This window comes from Chitinophaga sp. CF118 (assembly GCF_900112615.1).
Taxonomy (GTDB): Bacteria; Bacteroidota; Bacteroidia; order Chitinophagales; family Chitinophagaceae; genus Chitinophaga.
The window spans coordinates 1,721,443-1,747,771 of the sequence record NZ_FOMK01000001.1 but is presented as its reverse complement, the minus strand read 5'-3'; the positions used below and the strand labels follow the sequence as shown (position 1 = coordinate 1,747,771).

General features: G+C 41.6%; 18 protein-coding genes. 6 read left to right on the top strand and 12 right to left on the bottom strand.

The genetic code is table 11. The features are described 5' to 3' along the window. Positions 1 to 118: 118 nt before the first annotated feature. The 4 genes from BM176_RS06825 to prs form a co-directional block, all read right to left on the bottom strand. The gene (locus tag BM176_RS06825) at positions 119 to 1,585 is read right to left on the bottom strand and encodes a SusD/RagB family nutrient-binding outer membrane lipoprotein (RefSeq protein WP_090100898.1); all 1,467 of its coding nucleotides are present in this window, start codon (positions 1,583 to 1,585) and stop codon (positions 119 to 121) included. Positions 1,586 to 1,596: 11 nt separating this feature from the next. Next, on the bottom strand, positions 1,597 to 5,199 hold the full coding sequence (locus BM176_RS06820; RefSeq protein ID WP_090100896.1) for a SusC/RagA family TonB-linked outer membrane protein: 3,603 nt from the start codon (positions 5,197 to 5,199) through the stop codon (positions 1,597 to 1,599). Positions 5,200 to 5,340: 141 nt separating this feature from the next. Continuing rightward, positions 5,341 to 5,772 carry a GNAT family N-acetyltransferase gene (locus tag BM176_RS06815; protein WP_090100895.1) on the bottom strand — a complete coding sequence of 144 codons (432 nt, stop codon included), beginning with the start codon at positions 5,770 to 5,772 and terminating at the stop codon, positions 5,341 to 5,343. Between the two features lie 113 nt (positions 5,773 to 5,885). Continuing rightward, positions 5,886 to 6,803, bottom strand: coding sequence for a ribose-phosphate diphosphokinase (prs, locus tag BM176_RS06810; RefSeq protein WP_090100891.1), 918 nt, complete (start codon positions 6,801 to 6,803; stop codon positions 5,886 to 5,888). Positions 6,804 to 6,951: 148 nt separating this feature from the next. Here prs and BM176_RS06805 point away from each other — a divergent pair, with 148 nt between their 5' ends. After that, positions 6,952 to 7,707 (top strand): carboxypeptidase-like regulatory domain-containing protein, encoded by a 756-nt coding sequence (locus BM176_RS06805; RefSeq protein ID WP_090100889.1) that lies wholly within the window; start codon positions 6,952 to 6,954, stop codon positions 7,705 to 7,707. A gap of 142 nt (positions 7,708 to 7,849) precedes the next feature. On the opposite strand, the gene BM176_RS06800 is transcribed toward BM176_RS06805, so the two are convergent. The 3 genes from BM176_RS06800 to BM176_RS06790 are packed head-to-tail and all read right to left on the bottom strand — an operon-like array spanning position 7,850 to position 13,351. Further along, positions 7,850 to 9,163 carry a TolC family protein gene (locus BM176_RS06800; RefSeq protein ID WP_177230317.1) on the bottom strand — a complete coding sequence of 438 codons (1,314 nt, stop codon included), beginning with the start codon at positions 9,161 to 9,163 and terminating at the stop codon, positions 7,850 to 7,852. 13 nt (positions 9,164 to 9,176) lie between these two features. Then, complete coding sequence (locus BM176_RS06795; protein ID WP_090100885.1) at positions 9,177 to 12,272, bottom strand: efflux RND transporter permease subunit; 3,096 nt, start codon at positions 12,270 to 12,272, stop codon at positions 9,177 to 9,179. Then, a complete protein-coding gene (locus BM176_RS06790) occupies positions 12,272 to 13,351 on the bottom strand; it encodes an efflux RND transporter periplasmic adaptor subunit (protein ID WP_090100883.1) in 1,080 nt (359 codons plus the stop codon). Before BM176_RS06790 ends, BM176_RS06795 begins: the two co-directional genes overlap by 1 nt. Positions 13,352 to 13,698: 347 nt before the next feature. Between BM176_RS06790 and BM176_RS06785 the strand changes: the two genes are divergently transcribed. The 3 genes from BM176_RS06785 to rnc are packed head-to-tail and all read left to right on the top strand — an operon-like array spanning position 13,699 to position 15,943. Beyond that, positions 13,699 to 13,935, top strand: a complete 237-nt coding sequence (locus BM176_RS06785) for an acyl carrier protein (protein ID WP_012788038.1) — start codon at positions 13,699 to 13,701, stop codon at positions 13,933 to 13,935. A gap of 27 nt (positions 13,936 to 13,962) precedes the next feature. Beyond that, positions 13,963 to 15,216 carry a beta-ketoacyl-ACP synthase II gene (fabF, locus tag BM176_RS06780; RefSeq protein WP_090101722.1) on the top strand — a complete coding sequence of 418 codons (1,254 nt, stop codon included), beginning with the start codon at positions 13,963 to 13,965 and terminating at the stop codon, positions 15,214 to 15,216. A gap of 4 nt (positions 15,217 to 15,220) precedes the next feature. Continuing rightward, positions 15,221 to 15,943, top strand: a complete 723-nt coding sequence (gene rnc / locus BM176_RS06775; RefSeq protein WP_255373453.1) for a ribonuclease III — start codon at positions 15,221 to 15,223, stop codon at positions 15,941 to 15,943. A 174-nt stretch (positions 15,944 to 16,117) separates the two neighbouring features. On the opposite strand, the gene BM176_RS06770 is transcribed toward rnc, so the two are convergent. From BM176_RS06770 to BM176_RS06755, 4 genes are all read right to left on the bottom strand, one after another. Next, a complete protein-coding gene (locus BM176_RS06770) occupies positions 16,118 to 16,489 on the bottom strand; it encodes a VOC family protein (RefSeq protein WP_090101718.1) in 372 nt (123 codons plus the stop codon). A gap of 133 nt (positions 16,490 to 16,622) precedes the next feature. Beyond that, entirely contained in the window at positions 16,623 to 17,576 is a 954-nt protein-coding gene (locus BM176_RS06765; protein WP_090100879.1) for a helix-turn-helix transcriptional regulator, read from the bottom strand. 1,530 nt (positions 17,577 to 19,106) lie between these two features. Beyond that, the gene (locus tag BM176_RS06760; RefSeq protein ID WP_090100878.1) at positions 19,107 to 19,808 is read right to left on the bottom strand and encodes a response regulator transcription factor; all 702 of its coding nucleotides are present in this window, start codon (positions 19,806 to 19,808) and stop codon (positions 19,107 to 19,109) included. A gap of 27 nt (positions 19,809 to 19,835) precedes the next feature. Further along, positions 19,836 to 21,335, bottom strand: coding sequence for a sensor histidine kinase (locus BM176_RS06755; protein WP_090100866.1), 1,500 nt, complete (start codon positions 21,333 to 21,335; stop codon positions 19,836 to 19,838). Positions 21,336 to 21,794: 459 nt separating this feature from the next. Here BM176_RS06755 and BM176_RS06750 point away from each other — a divergent pair, with 459 nt between their 5' ends. Beyond that, entirely contained in the window at positions 21,795 to 22,067 is a 273-nt protein-coding gene (locus BM176_RS06750) for a hypothetical protein (protein WP_090100842.1), read from the top strand. A gap of 393 nt (positions 22,068 to 22,460) precedes the next feature. Then, positions 22,461 to 24,866, top strand: coding sequence for a glycoside hydrolase family 3 N-terminal domain-containing protein (locus BM176_RS06745; protein WP_090100840.1), 2,406 nt, complete (start codon positions 22,461 to 22,463; stop codon positions 24,864 to 24,866). Positions 24,867 to 25,060: 194 nt separating this feature from the next. Here the strand turns inward: BM176_RS06745 and BM176_RS06740 are convergent, their stop codons facing one another. Beyond that, on the bottom strand, positions 25,061 to 26,320 hold the full coding sequence (locus tag BM176_RS06740) for a sensor histidine kinase (protein WP_090101716.1): 1,260 nt from the start codon (positions 26,318 to 26,320) through the stop codon (positions 25,061 to 25,063). Positions 26,321 to 26,329 lie beyond the last annotated feature (9 nt).

Here is a 26,329-nt window from a genome sequence, read left to right as displayed (position 1 = left end):
TTCCAATTGAGCGGTAAAAATAGAAAATGTCTGGATAGTTGCAGGACAAAAAAATCCCGGACCTTGATCCGGGATGTACGATTGATTGTTGACCATTGTATATGGATATGGAGAAAAATCAGAATTTCAACCACCAGTTTTTAGTGCCTTTGGTATCTCCGCCGATTGCCGCTGCCGCAGCATCATAGCTGGCCTTATTCTGCGTTTGTTCCCCTGTAGGGTAAGTAAGGCGATAAGGTACAAAAGATACATTTGCATCCAGTGAGCCATTGTAAGGAGCCAGGAATAATGAATCACCACCTGGTTTTTTGAAATCGAGCCTGATACGTTCAAACCATGCCTGGAATCCCTGAGGATATAATGCCAGCCATTTCTGTGTACCGATTACATTTTTCCAGTCAGCAGTGTTGTATGGAACGGTAGCAATGTACGCATCAACACCTGTAGTAATTTTCCAGTAATCCATAGATGCTTTGATACCATTTGTATAATGAGTAGCAGCATCACCTACAGCATAGCCACGGGCAGCTGCTTCTGCCAGGATGAATTCTACTTCAGGATAAGTCATTAAGATAGCAGGCATTGCGGAAGAATAAATCTTAGTACCAGGAAAAGAAAGATCGTCCGCTGTTAATGACGTTCTGGATGGATCATTTGCGGTAGTTCCATAACGCAAGCCCACAAAATTTGCAGGATTATTCTTTGTAGGGCGTGCATATATCGGTAACCGGGGATCATTCACGCTTTTCATATAATCTACGAGTGTGCTGCTTACAAAGAAGTCAATGATAGACCTTTCACTTTCATCCATAGGGAACAAGTTAGGAGCAACACCTGGATATATAAACTGCGCATTATTAGTATTGCTGGTCATTGCAGCCTGGTAATTTGCCTCTATTAGGCTTTTTGCTTTTGCAGGATCAGCATCCGCCATACGGATGGCTAAACGTAGTAGTAATGAATGTGCCAGTGTTTTCCATGAAGCCACATCTCCACCATAAATAATATCTCCTTCATCAAAAGTTGGTTGTGATTCATCCAGTACATTTATCTGTGCCTGCAGTGTATCTGCCAGTGAACTGTAAATGCTTTTTGCATCATCATATTTCGGGGTAATATTCGTACTTAATTTAAATGCATCTGTATAAGGCACATTCACATAAGTATCTGTCAGCACCTGAAATAACCATGCTTTAAGGATTGTTGCAATGGCGTTCTGATTAACAGCAGCAGGGTTGGTCCCTTTTTCATTATTCAGCTGAATGATCTGATTCAGATTATATAATGATTTATACAAGGCGGTCCAGAAAGCACTGTTATTCCCTTCGTCTATTGCATACTGACTGTCGGCCACTCTTGAATTACCAGACCAGTACTGTGCATAATGCATCGCGATATAACCATTCTGCAATGTGCTGTATAAAATATCCATCGCACTTTTTTCTGCACCAGTAAGCAGGAAAGTAGGATCTGATGTTGTTGGTTTTGTCGGGTTGTGATTGATATCATCCAGTTTATTACAGGCAGCTAAAATGAGACCGGATAATAAAATGAGACAACTATATTTTAGCATTCGATTAAGCATCTTCGTAAATTTTAAAATGAAATGTTCAGGTTAACACCATATGACCTTACTGATGGTAATGCTCCACCCTCTATACCCTGTACATTCGAAGCAGAATTAAGAATATTGGATGGATCCACATTGGGTGCATTTGATTTGATGAGCCACAGATTACGTCCGTATAAAGAAAGACGGGCATTCTGTGCATGTACTTTTTTATACCATGCTTCAGGCAAGTTATAACCGAGTTTCACTTCCCGCAGATATACATAACTGGCATCATACAGGTTAGCCCTGCTTAACAGTTTACCTTCATTATTCTGAAAATAGGTAGCTGCATCCAATACTGTTTGGTTGGGTGTACCATCTTCCTTAACACCCTTGGCAATAATTCCTGTTTCACGTACACCATTGGCAGCGGTAATATCCAGCAAGCCAGAACCTTTACCATACATATTAGTGTATGAAAAGAAATCACCACCATGCTGAAAATCTACTAATGCTGCCAGATAAATACCTTTGAATGTAAAGGTGTTCGTTACTCCTCCGGTATAATCAGGATAGGCATTACCGATAGGTATTGGAGTTGACGTGATCTTATAAATGCCATCATCCCCTACAATTCTTTCTCCTTTAGCATTATACACATAATCCGTTCCGAGCAAAGTACCTAAAGGCTTGCCTACATAGGCTGCAACAGATACTTTTTGTGTACGGCGGTCTGTTCCGATCAATAATACAGGAAGAGATGTATTATACTGATCAATATCAAGGTTCAGCAGTTTGTTCCTGTTACGTGCAATGTTAGCCCTGATATCCCAGCGGAAGCTATTTTTCAGGCGGATAGGATTCAGGTCAACACCTACTTCTATACCATGGTTTTGTACACTACCCCCATTTACGATTGTATTTATAAAACCAGTAGCTGAAGAAACGGGTAGAGGAATGATCTGATCTTTTGTGACACGATCATAGTATGTAAAATCTACACCAATACGATTGTCAAGAAATTTAACCTGTATCCCGGTTTCATATTCCCGGCTACGTTCAGGCTTGAGTGTTTTATTGTATTTAGTAGAAGATAATTGTGTTACAGGATTACTGCCAAAAGGAGGTATAAAATCATAAGTATCATAGATCTGGTAAGGATCTGTATCATTACCCACCATAGATACACTTGCACGTACCTTACCAAAGCTGAGCCATTTCCAGTTTTTCAACAAGTCTGAAAATACAAAGGCTGAAGATGCTGATGGGTATATGTAAGGATTGTTTGTACTTATTAGGCTGGAACTCCAATCAGCACGCCCGGTCAGATCCAGGAACAATAGGTTTTTATATCCGAATGAAGCAGTAGCAAAAGTTGAATTGATTTGCTTCTCGAAAAATTCATCTATTGGTAATGCTGTTGTTACAGAGTTGTTCAGATTATATACACCTGGTATGATCAGTCCTCCTACAGTACTGCCTCCTGTGGTAGTCCATTTACGGTGCATGACATTACCACCCACTACTGCATTAAATTTCAGGTCACTGGAAATATCTGCTTTTATATTAGCCGTTAACTGGTAGTTCATTTCCCGGGAAGTACGAACACGTTTGGTATAAGAACCTACAAAGTAATCTTTAGCTGTTCTTTCTTCTTCCAGTGTATTATAATCATCCATAAATACCCTGCCGCTGAAACTTAACCATTTGGTTGCTTCATAGTCCAGCCCTGCATTTCCGTACAACCGGTTACGGCTATCTGATTCATAATCCTTGTAGCGGTTCCAATATGGCCCATTGCTGGACGCTGGTGTGGGATCACTCCATGATTTTCTGTTCCATGAGATCTGTGATCCGTCTGCATACTGATAACGTTTTTCCATTTCATTATCCAGTTGCCGCTGACCATACATGGTGAACTGCAGCGTTGGGTTCGGTCCTGTGAAACCGGTTCCCGGCCTGCCTTTTGCGTCCAGCATACTATAATTTATGGATGCTGTTCCTGTTAATCCTTTTGCTACTTCGTAGTTACCACTGAAGGCAATATTATTACGTGTCAGGTGAGCGCCTGGCAGTATGAATTTCTGATTCATATTTCCGTAAGACAAACGGAAGGACCCTTTATCATCATTTCCTGCTATTGCAATATTGTTGGTGAGTGTGAACCCCGATCTGTAGAAATCTTTCACATTATTGGGATGCGCCACCCATGGATCTGTTTGTCCGAAGTAAGGATTGCCTTTATCTTTATCCCATGACCAGTAGGGCCGTACCAGTTGTCCTGATAATTTTGGTCCCCAGGAAGCATCATCTGAATATTTTACCAGGAGATCGTAGCGGCCCTTACCGTTGTTGTCGTCGTAAGTAGCATGTGCTTCGTCGATGAAACCTTCAGGGTGCTGATTATAATAGAGTGTATCGAATTTTCCACCGGTACCCCCGCCATATTCGTTCTGATATTTAGGTAATACAGACACCTGGTCTACCTGCGCATTGATACTATAAGTAACGCCTATACCACCAGGAGCATCCGGACGTTTTTTAGTAGTGATCAGCAGTACACCATTTGCACCGCGACTACCATATAAGGCAGTAGCAGCAGCGCCTTTCAATACGGAAATGTTTTCAATATCTTCAGCGTTAATATCCTGCAGAGAGGAACCATAATCATAACCACCGCCACCATTCTGTTGACCGGCAGCATTGGTATTATTATTTACAATAGGAGTACCATCTACCACTATAAAGGCATTGTTATCGCCTAATATAGATTTGGGTCCACGGATACTTATCTTGGTAGAGCCACCCATAGAACCTGTATTGGTATTTATCTGCAGGCCTGGTACTTTACCTGAAAGCGCATTGACGAAGTTTACTTCTTTGGCTTCCTGCACAGCATTGCCACCCACTTCTTCTACTGCATATCCAACGGAACGCGGATTCTTCTGGATACCCAATGCAGTTACTACTACTTCCTGCAGTTGTTTTTTACCTGCAGATGCGGCAGTGAGTGTAATTTTCAGAGAGTCCCGTGATGTGATGGGAATTGACTGTTCTCCAAAAGAAGGAGCGGATATTTTGATCGTATCTTTTGAGGATGCTTTCAACATGAATGTACCATCCACATTGGCTGCTACTGCTTCTTTGGTACTGGTGTTCATTATTTTTGCTCCCGGAATGGGTGTTCCGGCAGCCTCTTTCACGATTCCTTTTACAGTGAACTGCCCGATCTCTTTCTTAATAGTATTAGCATCGGCAGGTACAATGAGTGCAGTATCATTAGCCGGTTTTGTAGTAGTATCTTTCCCTGCTGTAGCGGGTTTTGTACTATCCTGGCGGGTTGCAGAGTCTGGTTTGTTTTTACCTGTAGTGTCCTTATTCCCAGAGGGAGTGATCACTACGGGAGCTGTTGTACCAGGTTTAGTAGTATCTTTTGTTTGCTTACCTGATGAAGGTGTAATCACAACAGGAGATGCTGTTGGCTTTACAGTAGTATCTTTCTGCTGAAAGTATGTAAAGTGACATGCTGTTCCATCAACAATTACATTGAACAGGGGCTGGTTAACGCTTGCGCTGGCCTTTAATGGGCTAATACTATAGAAAAAGGCACAGCACAGCCACAACCAGTTAAGTACATGGCTTCTCATTTTTTGTTGGAAGATTTGGTTACAAATTTTTTTAGACGGGTTTCCGTGTCCGTCTTATCGTATGATATCTAGGTCTATTTATAATACAATCGAAATGGCCTGTACAATGAGAAAGGAGGGCAATTTTTTATTTATCCTTCCTTATAATTCTTTACTCATTTCATTATGGGGGATTCCAACTTCTTCAAATTCAGGTCCTTGTGCGCTGTATCCCAATTTCTCATAAAAGCCTTTTGCTACTTTTCTGGCATGCATCATTAATCGTGTATATCCCTTATTTTTTGACTGTTGCTCAGCAAAGAGTATAAGTTGGCGGCCAATACCTTGTCCCTGTTGAGTATTATCCACAGCCATTTGCCGTAATTGTACAGTACTATCATCCAGTCGCGTAAGGATACAACAGGCCACTAATGATTCTTCTTTATAACATCCAATGAGCTGATCATTGATCTCCTTTTGCAGATAGTCCGCCGTGAAACTTAGTCCCAGTGGCTTTCTTAATACAATATCCCGCAGGGATACCATTTCATGGTAAGCATTGCTTCCATGTTCAATGACACGAAATTTTAACATTAATTTTCAGTTGACGTAGTACCTGACACTCTAATGTTCCTTTGGCGCTGTATATCAAACATCTTGCCAAGGGAACCTCAGGTAATATTAATAATACAATGTCTATTAAGTAATTAGGAGAAACAGTTAACGATAATCTTATCTACTGACTTTACCTCCAACAAACTATCATTAATGGCAAGTGCATTAGGATGAGTATCTGTACAAATCACTTTCTTAATGATGCCGCAGTTCTTTATTTTGTTGAAACCGTTACCTGCAAAAATGCCATGAGTAGTGATAACAGAGATCTCACTTGCCCCGGCATCAATGTAGGCTTGGGCAGCATGAATAAGTGAACCACCTGTACGAATCATATCGTCGTAAATAATTACGGGTTTGTCTTTGACATCGGCGCTGATGGCTGTAATATGGGTTTCATCTCCGGAAATTCGTCTTTTGAATACAAATGCAGCGGGTACATGCAGATCATTAGCCAGCGATTCTACCCATTTAGCACGGCCGGCATCTGTACTGGCCAGAACAAAAGAACGGCCATTGGCCAGCTCAAGTGCAGCTTCCTTTACCAGATCCTTAGCATAAAGGTGTACCGGCCGGATTCCGCCTTCAAAATAATAAGTGATACCATCCACATGCAGGTCTATCAACATGATTCTATTGCCTGAATCCGTTTTGGGAAGTGCAGAGAACAGCAATGCCCTTGTTTTGGCCTTAACGATCTCTCCTTCTTTTACAGCCCGCTCCATAGTGGAATACCCGAAAAAAGGAATTACGATGCTAAGGGATATGGCTCCCTGCTGGATACAACCATGTGCTATATCAAAGAGTTCCAGGGTTTCTTTATCGTCGATGGTGCCTCCTATTAATATTACTTCTTTATCGGCAACATTACTTTGTATGCAATGATAATGCTCTCCATCCGGGAAGTCCCGTATATCTATTATTCCTTTTTCCCATTGTGGAGCCAGAGCTAATACCTTGTTTTTCAGGTACTGATAACGCTGGGTTGCAAAAATGATCTTATGAGGCATAGTGTTTGAAATAAGTGTTAAAGATAGGAATATAGTCCAACGCCTATAGCCTTTTTCAAAGTGTATATAGGAGCTGTATAGTATACGGGATATTGATTGTGGACAATTTTTAACGTTTTATTTGCGCTGGGAAAACTAAATTTGGGCGATGCCTAGACGAATCAAAAGACTTTCCGGAAGCATCGGAGCATTATGTTTTTACCTGTTTTTCTGTCTGCAGCATGTACATGCGCAGGTGAAAGTATCTGGTATGGTGGCAGATGGGGATAATAGAACAGGCCTTCCGGGAGTAACAATTATCAATAAAAGTACGCGAAGCGGTACGATAACAAATGAAAGTGGTCGTTTTTCTATAGATGCGATGCCTGGAGATTCCCTTGAATTTTCCATGCTTAGCTATTACGGGAAGATTTTACCAGTGCCTGCAACTTCCATGTTCATTAACGTATACTTGTCCAGAAGAGTATTTGGTTTACAGCAGGTGAATATACGGGCAAAAGATTATCATCAGGATTCCATGTCCGTACGTGATGAATACAGGAAGTATTTTAATTATCACAAACCGGGGGCATTGGATGTGCTGAAAACGCTTCCATCCAATCCTATTACAGCATTGACTTATCTCGTACCCAGCAAGGCACGTAAGCGCAAAGAGCATTTCCAGGAGCAACTGGTATATTGGGAAAAGGAAAAATTCATCGATCATCGCTATAATCCTGAACTGGTGGAACGTATGACCAAATTAAACGGGAACGACCTTGATACATTTATGCATCGTTATCGTCCCGGATACCAGTTTATAATGGATGCGACGGAATACGACCTCATGTTATATATCAAACAAAGCTTTGAACAATACAAACTGGAAAAGACAATGCCTGCGAAGAAAGAAGAAGAAAACTAACATATGGATAGTCCGAAAGACTATTTAATTGGATAATAAAAAAGCCTGTAAGTACAATACAGGCTTTTTTATTTGGCTACTACTGATGAAGATATGCAGTCGTTTAAACAACTCTCAGACCCTTCATTTATTCTATTTCTTTTTAATTGATGAGCATTCCATTTAATCGTAACAACTGTGTTTCGGCCAGTTTGATATTATACCTGGCATTGATCAGCCGGTTAAACCCATCTTCCAGACTTTGCTGTGCCTCTCTCAGTTCAATAGAAGTAGATACACCCTGTTTGAACCGCTCCAATGCCACCATCACATTTTCACGGGCCAGCACCATATTTTCTTCTTCCAGTGTTACAGCCGTTTTATAATACTCATAATCTTTAAAGGCGGTGCTCAATGATAAGTCTACTTTAGTTCGCGTATTATCCAGCATCAGCTGTTGATAATCTACGTTCAGCCGTGCATCTTTTACCTGCCGCCTTACATTTAGTCCGTTAAAAATGGGAACGGTAGCAGAGAAACCATAACTAAGCACTCCATTCTGGTTATAAACGGGACTAAAGGAATTCGTTGCTGCGTTGGAATTAACACGGGAGTAATTGTAAGCAGAATTAAAATTGATAACCGGGAAATAATCGCCCTTGCTTTCTTTCAGTTGTAACTGCGATACGGTCAGGTTCTGCTGTGCTACCAGGAGGCCGGTATTTTTCTGCATAATTTCCTGCCGCAGCTTACCATAAGCCAGCTCCATATTCAGCGGAATCGTATCCTGTACATCATAGCCGGTGTTACCCGCTTCCACAGACATTAATTGATTTAGTATAGATTTGCTTTGCTCTATTAATGTTTGTTGGCGCAGGTAGGTTGCCTTTTGTGCATTTAGATCTACTTTGGATTGCAGCCAGTCTGTTTTAGGCCCCAGCCCTGTTTGGAATTTGGCATCAGAGAGTTTCACTCTTTCTTCCGAAATGGACATCTGCTCTGAAACATTGCGTAGCTGTTGCTTTTGCTGTACAATGTTATAATAGCCAGCTATGATATTAGCTACGGTATTTACCAGTTGATCTTTTACTGCCAGCTCACCCAGGTTGCGCATCGCTTCCAGTTTTTGTTTGGTAGCAAACATTTTAAGCCCATCAAACAGTGTCCAGGCAAGGTTCACGTTAGCGGTGAAGTTACGGCTTTTGATACCGCTGGTATCTCGTTGGGAACCGTTGAGAAATTCCTGTTTTGTTTGTGTGCGGTTCCAGGTGTTAGAGGCTGTACCATTCACGCGCGGCACAAACGCAAAGTTCGCGTAAGCGTAGTCGTTAGCCGTAATAGCAGCATCATTCTGTGCCAGGCGGATATCATAATTATTCTTCAACGCCAGATCTATCGCCTGTTCCAGCGTGAGTATTTTTTGTGCCTGTGTTGTACAGCAACACAGTAAAAAGAAATATATGAGTGTACGTTTCATGTAGTTACTGAAATTATGCATGTACTTCTTCTTCAGATTTCTGTTGTCCACCCTGTTTTCTTCTCGACAGGTAAGTATACATAGCCGGTATTACAAATAAGGTAAGGATAAGAGAGAATACAATTCCTCCCACAATTACAATCCCTAATGGAATACGGCTCGTTGCTGCTGCTCCAAGCGATAAGGCAATGGGCAATGCACCCAGGGCCATAGCCAGACTGGTCATCAGGATAGGACGCAAACGCATGGCTGATGCCTGTATCGCGGCAGTAGCTTTGTTTGCACCCTCATCACGTTTATGATTGGCGAATTCTACAATCAGGATCCCATTCTTTGTTACCAGTCCTATCAACATGATTACTCCTATCTGTGAAAAAATGTTCCAGGTCTGGTTAAATAGCCAGAGGGAGAACAATGCACCTGCGAAGGCCAGTGGTACTGTGAGCATAATGATGAATGGATCCACCCAGCTTTCAAACTGAGCCGCCAGTACAAGATAAATGAGTACAAGTGCGAGCACCAGTGCAAACATTGTATTGGAGCCGCTCTCCGCATAATCGCGGGAAGAGCCGGATAGTGCTGCAACATATGAATCATTGAGTACGCCTTTCTTCTGAAGTTTATCATAAATGCGATACATCGCGCTGATACCGTCTCCAATTGTTTTTCCCGGAGCAAGGCTGGCAGAGATCGTCGCCGATTTATACCGGTTAAAGTGGTAAATGATAGGAGGACTGGTTTCTTCTTCTATCGTTACCACGTTATCCAGTTGGATGGCTTCACCACGACTGTTACGTACATAAATATTCTGCAGGTCTGCTGGAGCATCACGGTTACCCCGGAATACTTGTCCCATTACCTGGTACTGTTTACCATTTCTTATAAAGTAACCATACCGGAGATTACTGAGTGCCAGCTGGAGGGTTTGCGAAATATCATCAACGGATACTCCAAGTTCACTGGCCTTGGCGCGATTGATCTGGAGGCGTAATTCAGGTTTATTGAATTTCAGATCTACATCGACTCCTGCAAAAGTAGGATCACTGTTGGCTTCATCAAGGAATTGAGGAAGTACCGCTGAAAGGCTATCGAAATTGATATGTTGTAGTACAAATGATACTGGCAGTCCGCTACGGCGGCCTACCTGCACAGTCTGTTGCTCTATAGCAAATACTTTACCTTCCGGAAAGCGGAACATATTCCGGTTCACCAGGTTCACTATTTCTTTCTGGGATCGGGCACGGTCATGTGGTTCTGTAAGTACCACATTGGCAAATCCGCTGTTTACTGCCGTGCTGCCGAAGCCGGGAGCAGTTACGGTGATCAGGATCTTCTTTTCAGGAATGGAATCTATCATGAACTGTGTCAGCCCATCCATATAACGTTCCATATAATCATAGGACGTTCCTTCCGGCGCGCTGATAGAGAGGCGGAACTGGCTGCGGTCTTCTATCGGAGCCAGTTCTGACTGCAGAGTATTGAATACGAGGTATATGAGAGCAAGACAGCTGGCTATAATAAGCTTTGCCATCCAGCGAATCTTCATAAATGATTCCAGAGCCCGCTGATATCCGGATTCCATACCGGTAAAGAAGGGTTCTGTTTTTTCGTAGAACCAGGAATGCTTGTGTGTTTTACGACCCAGCTTCACATTCAGGACAGGCGTTAAGGTTAAGGACACAAAAGCAGAGATGAGTACGGCACCAGCCACTACGATCCCGAATTCCCGGAACAGCCGCCCCACAAATCCCTGGAGGAATACAATGGGAAGAAATACGAAAGCCAGTGTAATGGAAGTCGCGATCACAGCAAAGAAGATCTCTTCGGAGCCTTCTTTGGCAGCCTGCATCCTTGGCATTCCAGCCTCAATTTTTTTATAGATATTCTCAGTTACCACAATACCATCATCAACTACCAGTCCCGTGGCCAATACTATAGCCAATAGGGTCAGGATATTAATGGTAAATCCGCAAACATACATAATAAAGAAGGCTGCGATCAGGGATACGGGAATATCTACCAGTGGACGGAAGGCCATGAGCCAGTCGCGGAAGAACAGATAGATAATCAGAATTACCAGTACCAGTGCTACTACAAGAGTCTCTTCTACTTCTTCAATTGATTTCCGTATGAACCTGGTATTATCGATTGCGATATTTGTGGTCAGATCTTTAGGCAGATCTTTTTTGAGTAGTTCATAGCGTTTATAGAACTCATCCGCAATAGCCACATAGTTAGAGCCTGGCTGAGGTGAGAGGGCAAGTGCCACCATGGGAACCCCGGATTCTTTCAGGATGGTTTCTTCATTTTCTGGTCCCAGTATGGCTTGACCCACATCCCGGAAGTGGATTATATTACCATTTACATTCTTAATAATAAGGTTATCAAAATCCTCTTCTGTATTTAAGCGACCAAAAGTACGTACTGTCAGTTCAGTTGCATTTCCTGCAATTTTACCTGAGGGTAATTCCACGTTTTCCTTGCTCAGTGCCGTTTGTACATCTGTAGGAGTGAGGCTATAGGCAGAGAGCCTTGCCGGGTCCATCCAGAGTCGCATAGCATATTTTTTCTCTCCCAGGATGCGGATGGAACTAACGCCGGGGATGGTTTGCAGTCTTTCCAGCAGCACATTATTAGCATATTCTGTTATTTCCAGCTGGTTGCGTACGTTGCTCTGTACGGTCATAGAGAGAATGTAATCAGAATTAGCATCTTCTTTAGAGACCACAGGAGCGGCATCTATGTCTGGCGGCAAGCTGCGCAGTGCCTGGGAAACTTTATCGCGAACATCATTTGCAGCCGCTTCCAGGTCGATGCCCAGTTCAAACTCAACAGTAATATTGCTGGATCCCTGGCTGCTGCTGGAAGAAATATTTTTAATACCTGCAATACCGTTAATAGATTTTTCCAGTGGTTCCGTGATCTGTGTTTCGATGATATCGGAGTTAGCACCGGCATAGGAGGTACGTACATTTATTATAGGTGGGTCTATGGCGGGAAAATCCCTTACCCCCAGGAAGTTGAATCCCACTACGCCGAATATCACGATGATGATATTCATAACGATGGCGAATACGGGGCGTTTGAGTGATAGAGAGGGTAAGCTCATTATTGTACCTTATTATATTTTAATGTTACGCCCGGTTTCAGTTGCATTATGCCACTTGTAATTACAGTATCACCTACACGAAGCCCGCTGGTGATTTGTACATTGTCTGCATTCCGGATACCTGTTTCCACTACTATGAACTTTGCTTTACCGCTGTCAGCAATGGCTACTCTTTTATCGCGGGTGCCTGGTATGACGGCCTGTGTTGGGACCATAATAGCATCGGGCATATTTTTCAGAGAGATGAGCACTTTAGCGAAAGCACCGGGAAGAAGTTGTCCGGCATTTGGAACAATAGCCCTTATCTTGATTGTGCGGGTCGTCAGGTCTATCTTAGGATCAAGTGCATATATATTCCCTTTATAGGTATGCAGGTCTCCAGCCACTTTAAAATCCACCACATCGCCCTGTTTGATGGCAGTACGGTATTTTTCAGGAACGGAGAAGTCTATCTTAAGCGGATCAATCTGCTGTAGTGTAGTAATAATAGTTATAGAAGATACGATGGCACCCAGACTTATGTTACGTAATCCTAATCTGCCGCTGAAGGGGGCACGAAGTTCTGTTTTCTGTAGCTGAGTGCGTGTATAGTCCATATCTGCCCCGTATGCGCTTACCTGATTGCGGGTTACATCTACATCCTGCCGGCTTATACCGTTGATCTTCAGTAGGTTCTCCTGGCGTTCCAGGGTTGTTTTAGACAATTGCTGCTGCAATTCCAGTTTTTGTAACTGGGCTTTCAGGTCTTCATCATATAGTTTTACAAGGAGTGTTCCTTTGGAAACGTTGGTTCCTTCTTTAAAGTAGAGGCCTACCACCCTGCCGGTGATTTCTGGCTGTACCTGTACTTCTTCATTGCTTTGGAGGGTACCACTGGCTTCAATAGTCTCGTTAAGGGAACTGGGTTTTACAATATAGGCATCTACCAGCAGGTTTTTTCCGTTACCATTACGGCTTTGGGACTTCCCGGCAATAGGCGTGTCATTTGATTTTGTAGCTCTTGTATAGATAAAAATTCCGACGGCTGCTGCTACTGCCAGATATATAATGGTTTTTAAGATCTTCTTATTGCCCGCCATATGATTGCTTTTGTTTAAATTGTAGAGATAAACCCGGGCAAATTTAATAAATGAGAGTGCTGGAAGGGAGGCCCAAGTGTTAATTAAAGTTAATCGTGTTTTTATGGTATATAGATGGTTCCATTGAATGTTGAATGGCAATATCGCCTAAGAATTGTCTGTAAATGGGGTTTTCGAGCGCTTTTTACATTCTATATCTTTTATTAATAATAATGGAAACCCTTTGTGGTTATGGGTTTACGTGATATACAACTAAAGTATATGATGTAAAATTCATGTGCGTTCTTGTCAATTCAATAAAAATTATATTTTTGCACTCAAGTTTTAAACCAAAAACACTTAAAATTATGTCAGACATTGCATCAAGAGTTAAAAAGATCATTATTGACAAATTGGGCGTTGACGAAGCAGAGGTAACTCCTGAAGCCAGCTTTACCAACGACCTGGGCGCTGACTCTTTGGATACGGTAGAACTGATCATGGAATTCGAAAAAGAATTCAACATCTCCATTCCTGACGAACAAGCTGAAACTATTACTACTGTTGGCCAGGCAGTTGCCTACCTGGAAGAACATGTAAAATAATCTTACTTAATCAGATTTGTTTTAATGCTGCAACCGAGACGCGTAGTCGTTACAGGTTTAGGCGCACTTACACCGCTTGGCAATTCCGTTTCAGATTTCTGGAAGGGTTTGGCTGGCGGTGTATCTGGCGCCGGACCTATTACACAGTTTGATGCTGCCAAGTTCAAGACACGTTTTGCTTGCGAACTGAAGAACTTTGATGCAACTCACTTTCTGGACAAAAAAGAGGCCCGTAAAATGGACCCTTTTACGCAGACGGCAATTATTGCCGCTGACCAGGCAGTGCAGGACGCTGGAATTAACCGTAATTCTGTCGATGTAGACAGAGTGGGGGTGATCTGGGGTTCCGGCATTGGTGGGATGATCAACTTTTGTCAGGAGATTAAAGAATTTGGTCAGAGTGACGGAACACCCCGTTTCAGTCCATTTCTGATCACCAGGCTAATACTGGACATTGCTGCAGGGCATATTTCTATACGCCATGGCTTCAGGGGACCCAACTTTTCAGTGGTGTCTGCCTGTGCTTCTGCTACAAATGCCATTATAGAAGCCATGCACTACATCAGGTACGGCAGGGCAGATGTAATGATCACCGGCGGCTCGGAGAATGTTATCAACGATGCCTGCGTAGGTGGTTTTAACGCTATGAAAGCCCTCTCCGAAAGAAATGATGACCCGCGTACAGCCTCCCGTCCTTTTGACCTTAACAGAGATGGCTTTGTAATGGGAGAAGGAGCAGGTGGGCTGGTATTGGAATCCTATGAACATGCGATGGCAAGAGGTGCGAAAATTTATGCTGAATTGGCCGGAGGCGGTGCAACTGCAGATGCCCATCACATTACAGCCCCTCATCCGGAAGGATTAGGCGCTATGAATGTAATGCGGCTGGCCCTGTCAGATGCCGGATTGCAACCCCATGAAATAGACTATATTAATGTGCACGGTACTTCCACTCCCCTCGGAGATATTGCGGAAGTAAAAGCTATACAGCAGGTTTTTGGAGAAGATGCCTATAAAATGAACATCAGTTCCACCAAATCAATGACCGGACACCTCTTAGGCGCAGCTGGAGCAATTGAATCCATTGCGGCTATTATGTCTATTATCCATGGTATCGTTCCTCCTACCATAAATCATTTTACAGACGATCCTCAGCTGGATCCCAAATTAAATTTTACCTTTAACGTCGCACAACATAGAGAAATCAACGCTGCATTAAGTAACACCTTCGGATTTGGTGGCCATAATGCCTCTGTTATTTTCAAAAAATTTGTTGCTTGATTGTGTGAAATTACTTCCAGGATTCTTATATCGATTCGTTTACAAGAAAAAGACCCTTTACAAGGATCTTTACAATTTACTGGGCTTTGCTCCGGGCAATTTCTCATTGTATGAAGTGGCGCTAAGCCATCGTTCAAGCAAAGAAAAATTCCTGGAAAGCAACGAACGCCTGGAATATTTGGGTGATGCCATCCTGGGGGCCATTATTGGCGACTACCTCTTTAAAAAGTATCCTTACAAAACAGAAGGATACCTGACAGAGATGCGTTCCAAAATAGTGAACCGCCAGCAACTGAATGACATTGCTATCAAAATGGGTCTGCGCAAGCTGACCATTTATGATAAATACAACAGCTTCCTGAAAATTAGCCAGATCTTCGGCAATACGCTTGAAGCACTGGTGGGAGCCGTATACCTGGATAAAGGATACAATCGCACAAAACAGTTTGTTCATCAGCGTTTGCTCGTTCCCTACATAGATCTGGAACTGCTTGAAAGTGTGGAAATGAACCACAAGAACAAGCTGTATGGGTGGGCAAATAAAAATGGTAAAAACCTCGAGTTTGACCTGCTGGAAGAGCAAATGGATAATGGCCGCCGCATCTTTACTGTAGGTGCTGTGGTAGATGGGGAACTGATCTGCAGTGGTAAAGCTTTCAATAAGAAAGATGCCAGCCAGATAGCAGCCCAACAGGCTATAGAATTACTTGGCCTGGGAGAAAAATAACTCACCTCACCGGTTGCCTTAGAATTGTTCTCACCTTTTCAGGCACTGTTTTCCCCGGATCGGACAGGTAAATCTCACAATACCTCCCATTTCTTTGTAGCCCCTCAGATTTCATCAGATTGTCGATTAATTGCAACATGGCAGGCTCCGTGGTGTACGGATCAGTATGCAGTATTATTCATGTTGGCCCGTGTTATAATCAGTAATACCAATAATGTTTCCTGCAGGATCCTTTAACTCTGCTGCCCAGCCGGTTTTAATCTGATAGGGTACTTTGGTGAATATCACACCCTGTTCCCGCAATTGCTTATAAGTTTCTTTTACATTTTCTACTTTCAGCAGCAGAGAAGGCTTTGTATCCGGAAAATGTTTTGTGTCTTTCAGGATAATAGCTGGTTCATCATTACCTACTTTAAATGCCAGCATGCCCTTGTCTGTAAAATCAAATTTCACTTCCAGTCCCAGTATTTCCCTGTAAAAATTCCTGCTTTCATTAAGATCAGCAGCAGGTAGGAAGTAGTTGTCTATGGCGGTGATCTTTTGCATAGCCCTGGGTTTTATTGATAGTTGATGGATGATTATCAGAAGTAATAATAAATAAAATAACCGGGTATACTTATTCATAGGTACAAAGAAAAACCGGGGTAGTGACAACAGTATGTCAGCAGTAAAAAGGAATTTACATATAGTGTTCTTTTAACTCTGTAGTAAGGAGTTTCATTTCTGCGGTCAATTCCTTGGGACAGATGATTTCTACATGCCGTCCCCACATTAACAACCAGCGTCCAAACCAATTTAGGCAGGGAGAGAGGAATGTGAACTCCATATGTTCTCCATTTACCAGTTCTTCCACAAACCCATAATAAAACTTATTCTCCCCTATTCTGCGTCCGATAGCAAGTGGAACTCTTAATTTAATCAGATGGGATGGGGTATCTGGTTCGGAATACTTATCCATATATTCTTTCAGCGAAAGATGTTTGGATTTATCGAATGCGGTATTGGTAAGGGAAAGATTTTTGATGCGATCCATCCGGAAATCACGATATCCATTACGCAGCTTACACCATGCAATCAGGTGCCAGTTACCGCTCATATAAATTATGCCGATAGGTTCTGCTTCACGGTGAGTAAGCGTATCATTATGATAGGCAAAATAGTCCAGTTCTAACACCAGTTGTTTACCCAGGCTGTGCTGGATATCACTCATAAAACGATTGGGAAATTCATCGGGAACAGGCACTCTCCTGCTCACAACGGCAATATTATCTTCCAATGATTCGAGAAAATCTTTTTCACTGCCACGAAGCACTGCTTTGATTTTCTGCATGGCATTACTGAACTGTTTACGGTTGGAATGATCACTTAAATGCGTCATCAGTTTTTCTCCGGTTAGAAGAGCTGCGGCTTCTTCCCTGCTAAACATCACAGGAGGCAAATGGTATCCTTCCACCAGGTAGTAACCGGTTCCGGCTTCTGCGCCCACAGGCACACCAGCTTCCTGCAGGGCTTTCACATCCCTGTATACGGTGCGGAGGCTGATATTAAAGCGGTCGGCTATTTCGGAAGCCCTTACCACCTTTTTCCCCTGAAGCTGAATGAGAATGGCTGAAAGACGGTCAATCCTGTTCATACCACAGCAAGTTAGAATAAAAATGAAAATATTTCTGATGTGGATTAAACTTCTGTTATAAGAGCAAGTCTTAGATACAACAAATATTTGAGGGCAGCGGTTAGAAAAGAGTGAAAAAGATTAATACTTGTAAGCCACTGAAAAATATTTATAACTTTGATGCTACAGTACAGAATATAGGTTAAATGGTAAGCCCCTGCAATTTTTTGCGGGGGCCTTTTTTTTGTCCTTTTTTACCTCTTTCAGGCATCCGGTTATTCCATCCAAATAATTTATTTTCATTAACTTATAGTTAACAAATAAGAAAAGGATTCGTTTTACTTTTGGTCTAAGCAAAATTCAAATGAGTTTTTTTAATGGTTAATTTGGGGAGGGCCTGATTTTCATCAGGCCCCTTATTTTTTTTGAAAATCGATTCCCATTAGTCATAAATCAACTACTTTTTGAAGTAGTTTAAATAATATGGGTTTCTGCCTGGATGTAATGGCTTTCTTCTCCTTTCCAGGCTCTTCACAAAGTATATAGCTATTCAGTCCAAATTAATAGTGTCTTCGGAGAGAGTTCGGAGAGAGTTGATATTTGCTTCATAGGTTGAACATAGGTTGAACAGGGTTAGAACGCTTATATGCGATCTAACCCTGTTCAACCTATGTTCAACCTATGTCCAATGTATGTTCAAGATATAGACTCACTATTATCTCTCCCCGAACTCTCCTAAACTACTATAGGTTATACTTGTAAGGCTATTAAAATCCTGACTGTTGTTTACAATGCAGCCAGAGTATGCCATCAGAATGAAAAAAGCCAGCGGTATGGCCGTACCACTGGCTGAAATCTTTGATCACGTTGCCTTATACCCGCTCCACTGGGATAAGCCAGCCATTCTATTTCCCACTATTAAATAGGAACACAATTCAAGTTATGAAAAAAAGACTACGAATCCGTGATTTAGTCCCTATCGTCATGGGCAGTACTTATACCTAAATATTGAAGTTATTCCGAAGATGACTGCGGTGGGAAACACACTGATTTGGCACTCCTCTGTATGTTTAATAGTTAACAGGAACTTTTTCTGGCTATCGATAAATAATTTTATTAATGTGTTTTCACATGATTAATTGGTTATTGTATTTATCAAATTGATCCCCTATATTCTTTTTTGTTAACGCTTGACTGGCTTGTATCATAATTGGATTTAGTGCAGTATATTTTCATAGCAAATCGTGTAATTTTAAGAGCAACATTATCCAAAATCATTATTCCACATTTTATGCCGTCAATCGTTTTACATTACGTTATCATTGCGGGCATTACGATCACATTTGTTTTAGTGAACAAAGTTTACGGATACAAAACGAAAGTAAACCTGAGAGACAATCGTGAGCAACAACTGCAGTAAGAGCGCAACAATTTCTGAGAACCCCAGACATTTTCCAGCAAACTTTAACCGTTCTATACAGACAGGGCAAGGATTTACGTGCCTGTATAAGTTAAAGACAGCTTACAGGAGGGGCAACAGAGCACTGAGTGTTATTTTACATTAAAGACGAATCCAATACCATATACATTTTTGATACTGATATTGGAGTTGTGCTGAAAATACTTGCGAAACCTGGAGATGAATACATCAAGACTTCTTCCAACGAAATAATCGTTGGAGCCCCATACCTTGTTAAGAATTTCTTCGCGTTTAATAACGCGGTTCACATTATGGAAGAAGAGGATGAGAAGATCGCATTCACGGGGTGTGAGGATGATCTCCTCACCAGTTTCTGTAATCAGCTTCAGAGAATCTACATACAGTTTATTGGTTCCTATGCTAATGATGCTTTGCTGGGATTGTTCAGTGGGAACGGCAGGTTGTTTTCTTTTGATAATATTCCTGATGCGCAACACCAGCTCATCTACATCAAACGGTTTTACAACATAATCGTCTGCGCCGATCTTTAATCCGTTTAAACGATCCGTTTTTTCTCCTCTTGCGGTGAGGAAGAGGAAGGGCACATTATTATTTGTTTTTACTACCTGTTCTGCCAGTTCAAAACCATTCAGTCCTGGTAGGTTTACGTCTATTAGCAGGATATGATAGGCCTCCGGTGTTTTCTCAAAAACATCGAGCGCTATACGGCCGTTCTGTTGCCAGTCCACCTCAAAATCCATCAGTTCCAGATATTGTTTAACAACATTACCCAGGTCGGCTTCATCTTCTACCAGTAGAATTTTGTATTTCATACCTTATAAATTGGTTGTAAGCATAAGTTATACAGGTATAATGATCACAAAGGTACTTCCTTTTCCTGCTTCGCTTTCTACTTTTAATTTCCATTGATGTGCATCAATGCATTGCTTTACATAATGAAGTCCCAACCCTAATCCTTTGGAATACTGGGTGAGATCTTTCTGGTGCCGGTAAAACTTGTCAAATATGTATCTGGTGGTTTCTTTTGTCATCCCTATGCCGTTATCACTCACCATGATCTGTACATTTTCTTTATCCTGTGTAATATTGACCTTTATCTGTTTCACCGCTTGCAGATTATACTTTACTGCATTATCCAGGATATTCAGCAGCAATGTGGCAAAATGGAACCCATCAGCATCTACAATGATGTTGCAGGGACACTCCTCAAAAGTAAGTTGCAGGTTGGCTGCAGAAAACTTGATGCTGAAATCTGTGAGGATATCTTTTACAAGGACGTTCAGATTATGGGGTTCTTTATGTACGGACAACTTATCAATAGCGGCAATATCAAGTACCTGACCTATCAGCAGTTTTAATCGCTGCGACTGGCGTTCTATGATTTCTGACAATGACCGCAGAGCTGTTTTATTATCCAGTATTTTCTCATTCTGGATATTTTTGTTGGCTACCATGATAGCCGTTAAAGGTGTATGAAATTCGTGTGTAATGTTATTAATGAAATCTGTTTTTACATCAGACAGATGTTTCTGTTTAATCCAGTTACGCAGGGTGATGATAAAAAGTGTAATAATAGCGAGCATGGATAACAGCGACATGGTCAGCATCAGCCGCATTTGTCTGAATACCAGCTGCCGCCGGTTATAAGGGTCTGCATTCAGCGTAAAACTTATGGCATAAGTGTAAGGTATAGGATCAGATACATTCAGGTTGATTACAGTATTCTGATCATCGGGAGTAGGGAGGTCTCCATAAATATGTAACCCCTTTTTTTGTTGGATGCTGCTGTCAATGAGTGGATATTTTTTCCTGCTATCATATATGTTCACATATTTTATTCCATCCCCAAACATCAGTTCTATTCTGCGAACGCTAAGCAGGTATCGTAAAGAATCTGTGATGTTACCTTTCTTTTTTATATCTGTAATAAGGCTGTCTGCCTTTTGCTCTTTGATGAGGGTTCTGAAAATATCATTTAAGAGAATTTGTGTTTGTATTTTAAAGGCAGCAGTATCTGTGTTATGCAATCTTTCCAGCTCTTTGAACCGGGGTTTTATATAGCTGTCTATGATTTTTTTGCCTCCGGGAAATAAATGGTCATTGATAATCGCCCTGGTATATTTCTCATATATAATTCCTTTCTTTTCGTAATAGAACCGCCGGTTTAATAAATCGTAAGTGTTGTACACAAGAATAAACTGAACTAATGCAAGTACGAGAAAACAGATGACCGATGTTGTTATGTAGATCTTAACCGGATGCGTCATGAAATAATTCCTGAAAGACAAATATATTCTTTCAAGTGAAAGTTTTATCCTCATCCATAAACTTCTCTTCATATATAAATATCGGGAATTTAAGTTTCATTCACAATCTATTAAAGATTGTTTACAATTGATTTGCTTTTTATCAACAACTTTTAGCTTTGCCAATATTAACTTAGTGGTATATACTCTTTGTACTAATTACCACGAAACACGTACTCAGTTTTTTTTTGAAGTAGCATAAGCCGTAAGCAGCAAAATGTAATTGTCGCTTACGGCTTTTCGATTAGTTTATGTTATGTTGAGACGTATTAAAAGATGATATGTAGCATACTCTACACCGCATTTCTTGTGTGTATTTTTCTACAACATGGCTTCCTGCATATGATAATTTGCTGAAAATGACCATTTGAACATACTGGCAGATATTTTGTACTAAAATACTTATGTATGAAGAATATAGACAGGTATCCAAAGCAAAGCTATCTCTGCCGCCGGGTATTCCGGAGGTAACATCAATTCAATTGTTTTTAAATGGAAAAACATACTGTTACTGTTTACATTGAAGGCCAGTCCTATCAGATCGTTATTACAGTTAATCACGCCATTCATGAAACCACCTATGAAATAATAACCAGTGGCAATATTCTGAAAGACTTCATGGCTGAGGTGGAAGAGTTCACACCTGATTTCATTGGCTGGCCGGAAGATACAATGGTGATGCCTAATAAGCGGGTTAAACTGGTGGAAAGTGAACAGATTGCACGCATCATCTGGACTGATATATTGGATATGATGGAGCGCTGATAACTTCATTCGTCCAGTGTCTATTTTAATAACATGTGAACCGACAACAGCTGTTTCTGTGTTAGAGCATTGCTTGCCTGTACTCCTGACAGCATCGTAACCCCCGCTCCGCACTTTCAAAGAGTGCATTCTTATTTAGCCTTCATTAACATTCCATTTAAGATTTATTGATAGATTCATTTCCCCAAATGATCCCTGGTATTATTGACTTTCTTCAGTTCAACTATATTATTTTCCAGTACGTTCTTACTAAGAACCCGCTACAACGGAATTACCCATAAATGGGAGGATTTTCTCATTTTAATAAATATTCAAGAATTAAGCTCACAACTTGTTATTTTTATGGATGAAATGGGAGTAAAAAGATGATTGTCAATTAATTTACAGGTAGCAATGAAAATCAGAAAATCAATTACCAGGAATTGTTTCATGCTTGGAATAGCAGTTCTTGGGCTGGGAACTCCGGCCGTAGCACAAAACCAGAAGACGGCAGTGCTTTATAAAAATCCTGCGGCTCCGGTGGATAACAGGGTGAAGGATCTTTTAAAGAGAATGACGCTGGAAGAAAAGGTGGGGCAGTTATGCACGCTGCTGGGCTGGGATATGTATGAAAAGAATGGAGACTCCGTAGGAGTGAGTGCAACTTTTAAAGAAGTGATTGAAAACAGGCATATCGGGAGTTTCTGGGCTACGTTAAGAGCCGATCCGTGGACCAAAAAGACATTGGAAACCGGGTTGTCTCCTAAATTATCTGCCAAAGCCACCAATGCTATGCAGAAATATATGATGGAACATACCCGTCTGGGTATTCCGCTGCTACTGGCAGAAGAATGTCCGCATGGGCATATGGCCATCGGTACCACCGTATTCTCTACTTCCATCGGACAGGCGAGTACATGGGACCCTGCTTTGATTAAGGAAATGGCAACTGCTATTTCACAGGAAGCGCGCATACAGGGCGCACACATTGGTTACGGACCGGTATTAGATCTGGTGCGTGAACCCCGCTGGTCAAGGCTGGAAGAAACCTATGGTGAAGATCCTTACCTGATAGGCCAAATGGGAATCGCTATGGTAAAAGGTTTCCAGGGTAATGGCATCAACAGTGGTGTGAATGTTATCTCTACCTTAAAACATTTCGCTGCCTACGGATCTCCGGAAGGCGGTCATAACGGTGGTATTTCCACTACCGGTACCCGCGATCTGTTCCAGTCTTATCTACCCCCTTTCAGAGATGCTATAAAGGCTGGTGCGTTGTCTATCATGGCTTCTTATAACTCTATTGATGGAATACCATGCAGCTCCAATTCGTTCCTGCTGAAGGATGTATTGTGTAAACAATGGGGTTTCAAAGGATTCACTGTTTCTGACCTTGGAGGTATTCCCGGTGTTAAGTCAAACCATCATGTAGCAGCTTCTATGGAAGAAGCTGCAGCACTGACCATAAATGCAGGACTGGATGCAGACCTGGGAGGAGAAGCTTATGGAGATGCATTGATAAAAGCAGTGAACAATAAGAGAGTAACAATGGCTACTATTGATACTGCTGTTAGTCATGTGTTAAGATTGAAATTTGAGATGGGACTTTTCGATAAACCTTATGTGGATGCTGCCATCGCGGAAAAAACAGTGGGAAGTGCGGCACATAAACAACTGGCAGAGCGTGTAGCCGCAGAGTCTATTGTATTATTGAAAAATGATAATGGCATCCTGCCATTGAAAAAGACTATAAAGAATCTCGCAGTGATTGGACCTAATGCTGATAATATGTATAATCAATTGGGTGATTATACGGCACCTCAGCCTGCAGAGAAAATTGTGACGGTACTGAAAGGAATACAGGCAAAAGTTTCTGCGGATACTAAGTTGAAATATGTGAAAGGTTGTTCTATCCGCGATACTTCAAGGGCTGGTATGGCAGCGGCAGTAGCGGCAGCTAAAGAGGCTGATGCAGTAATACTGGTATTGGGTGGTTCAAGTGCGCGTGATTTTGAAACATCTTACCAGAGCACAGGTGCTGCTCAGGTAAAATCTTCAGAAGTTTCAGTGAGTGATATGGAGAGTGGTGAAGGTTTTGACAGGGTGAGTCTGGATTTGATGGGTTTGCAGAATGAGCTGCTGCAAAATATTATAGCTACTGGCAAACCGGTAATCCTGGTGCTGATAGAAGGTCGTCCGCTGAATATCAACTGGGCAGCGCAACATGTTCCTGCTATTGTGAATGCCTGGTATCCCGGGCAGGAAGGGGGAACTGCTGTAGCAGATGTACTGTTTGGTGATTATAATCCTGCAGGACGTTTACCGGTTTCTATTCCTAAGTCTGTAGGACAGCTACCTGTTTATTACAATTATAAGAATGCTTCACGGCACGATTATGTAGAAATGGATGCTAAACCTTTGTACAGTTTTGGTCATGGATTAAGTTACTCTACGTTCGATTATCAGCATCTGACAATAACTGTACAGGATCAGACCACGCTGAAAGCAACGGTGAAATTCCTGTTAAAGAATACAAGCGCAGTAGCTGGAGATGAGGTAGCACAATTATACATCCGTGATGATGCCAGCTCTGTGGTAACTTCTGTGAAGCAACTGAAAAAATTCCAGCGTATTCATTTACAGGCAGGAGAGCAGAAAGAAATCACCTTTGAACTGCTGCCGGAAGATTTGAAATTACTGAACATGGATATGAAGTGGGTAGTGGAACCAGGTAGTTTTACTGCGATGGTGGGTGCTTCCTCTGAAGATATTCGTTTAAAGGAAACTTTCCAGGTGAATAAGGCGGTTGAAATCCGGTAGATACAAAGTGTATCAAAAGTAATATTCGGATCAATGATGGATATTGAGATATTTATTTTTGATACATCTCTGTGGTTGTAGGAATGTTATCATATTAATCTGACTCCGTAAAGTCCTCTGTTGAATCATTACAAACAGAGGAACTTACGGAGTCAAATTATTTTAAGAAAAGGTGTCATCTATAAACGGGGCAATTAAAAGGTAAAATGATTACCTAACCTCACTTGTTGTTTCTCAGGAATACCCACAATAAAAGTTGCCCCATTGTCTATTTCACTAATAGCGGTAATAGAACCGTTATGTTGCTCCATAATCTTCTTGCAGATTGACAAGCCAATGCCTGTGCCTTCTATCTCATGATAACTATGCAGTCGTTTGAACACTACGAAAATATCATCTGAATATTGGTTCTCAAATCCAATACCATTATCTTTTATAAAGATCCGGTAATAAGTAGATCCGGTAGCCTCCCGATGCTCTTCCTGCTGCGAATAAATATGTATTTCAGGAGATACTTCCTTTTTCCTGAATTTGAGCGCATTGCTGATCAGATTATAAAATACCTGTCGCATTAAGAGTGGTATCACAAAAACAGCAGGCAGTGGATCTATAGTAATACGGGCATTGGTTTGCTGAATTTTTATTTCAAGTTCTGTAATGGCTTCCCTGACAATCTCAGTCAGATCTACCGCTTCAAAATCGCCGCCCTGGATAGAATGCCTGGAAAAACGCAGCAGACCACTTACCAGTTGTTGCATACGTATTGTGGCATTCGTAATCTTCATCACGTATTTATCAACTTCTTCTGCCGGTCCTGTTTTTTTCTGGATAATCATATCACTGAACACACGGATTTTCCGCAGAGGTTCCTGTAAGTCGTGAGAGGCGATATAGGCAAAACGGTCTAACTCTTCATTGACTGTTTTCAGATGGATATTATTCTGAATCAACTGCCGGTTCAATTCCCGTACCTTCAGTTCGGAGGCCTCTTTCTCTTCTATCTCACGTTGCAGGGAAGCATTTGCATTGAGTAGTTTTTGCTCCTGTACTATCAGTGATTTTGTTTTTCGGTATAGCTCCACGAACAGGCCTACCTTTATCCTCAATAATTCAGGGTTAACAGGTTTATATATAAAATCAACGGCTCCTACTTTATACCCTCTGAAAATGGCTTCATCTTCATTGTGGGCAGTAATAAAGATAATAGGTACGTCTTTCAGTTTATCCCGCTGATAGATCAGTGCAGCTGTTTCAAAACCGTTCATATCAGGCATCTGTACATCCATCAGGATCAGGGAGAAGTCATATTCTTTTAGTAATATTTTTAATGCAGCCCTGCCGGAATTAGCTTTTACTATGATATAGCTTTCCCTTTCCAGGATGGATTCTATAGATAATAAATTATCTTCTCTATCGTCTACAACTAATATTTTTATTAGGTCTTGGTCTTGCACCTGTATGTT

Bases quoted from the DNA above. Each gene is read 5' to 3' on its own strand.
- BM176_RS06825 (WP_090100898.1), bottom strand. From the start codon at position 1,585: ATGCTTAATCGAATGCTAAAATATAGTTGTCTCATTTTATTATCCGGT.
- BM176_RS06820 (WP_090100896.1), bottom strand. From the start codon at position 5,199: ATGAGAAGCCATGTACTTAACTGGTTGTGGCTGTGCTGTGCCTTTTTC.
- BM176_RS06815 (WP_090100895.1), bottom strand. From the start codon at position 5,772: ATGTTAAAATTTCGTGTCATTGAACATGGAAGCAATGCTTACCATGAA.
- prs (WP_090100891.1), bottom strand. From the start codon at position 6,803: ATGCCTCATAAGATCATTTTTGCAACCCAGCGTTATCAGTACCTGAAA.
- BM176_RS06805 (WP_090100889.1), top strand. From the start codon at position 6,952: ATGCCTAGACGAATCAAAAGACTTTCCGGAAGCATCGGAGCATTATGT.
- BM176_RS06800 (WP_177230317.1), bottom strand. From the start codon at position 9,163: ATGAAACGTACACTCATATATTTCTTTTTACTGTGTTGCTGTACAACA.
- BM176_RS06795 (WP_090100885.1), bottom strand. From the start codon at position 12,272: ATGAGCTTACCCTCTCTATCACTCAAACGCCCCGTATTCGCCATCGTT.
- BM176_RS06790 (WP_090100883.1), bottom strand. From the start codon at position 13,351: ATGGCGGGCAATAAGAAGATCTTAAAAACCATTATATATCTGGCAGTA.
- BM176_RS06785 (WP_012788038.1), top strand. From the start codon at position 13,699: ATGTCAGACATTGCATCAAGAGTTAAAAAGATCATTATTGACAAATTG.
- BM176_RS06770 (WP_090101718.1), bottom strand. From the start codon at position 16,489: ATGCAAAAGATCACCGCCATAGACAACTACTTCCTACCTGCTGCTGAT.
- BM176_RS06765 (WP_090100879.1), bottom strand. From the start codon at position 17,576: ATGAACAGGATTGACCGTCTTTCAGCCATTCTCATTCAGCTTCAGGGG.
- BM176_RS06760 (WP_090100878.1), bottom strand. From the start codon at position 19,808: ATGAAATACAAAATTCTACTGGTAGAAGATGAAGCCGACCTGGGTAAT.
- BM176_RS06755 (WP_090100866.1), bottom strand. From the start codon at position 21,335: ATGAAGAGAAGTTTATGGATGAGGATAAAACTTTCACTTGAAAGAATA.
- BM176_RS06750 (WP_090100842.1), top strand. From the start codon at position 21,795: ATGGAAAAACATACTGTTACTGTTTACATTGAAGGCCAGTCCTATCAG.
- BM176_RS06745 (WP_090100840.1), top strand. From the start codon at position 22,461: ATGAAAATCAGAAAATCAATTACCAGGAATTGTTTCATGCTTGGAATA.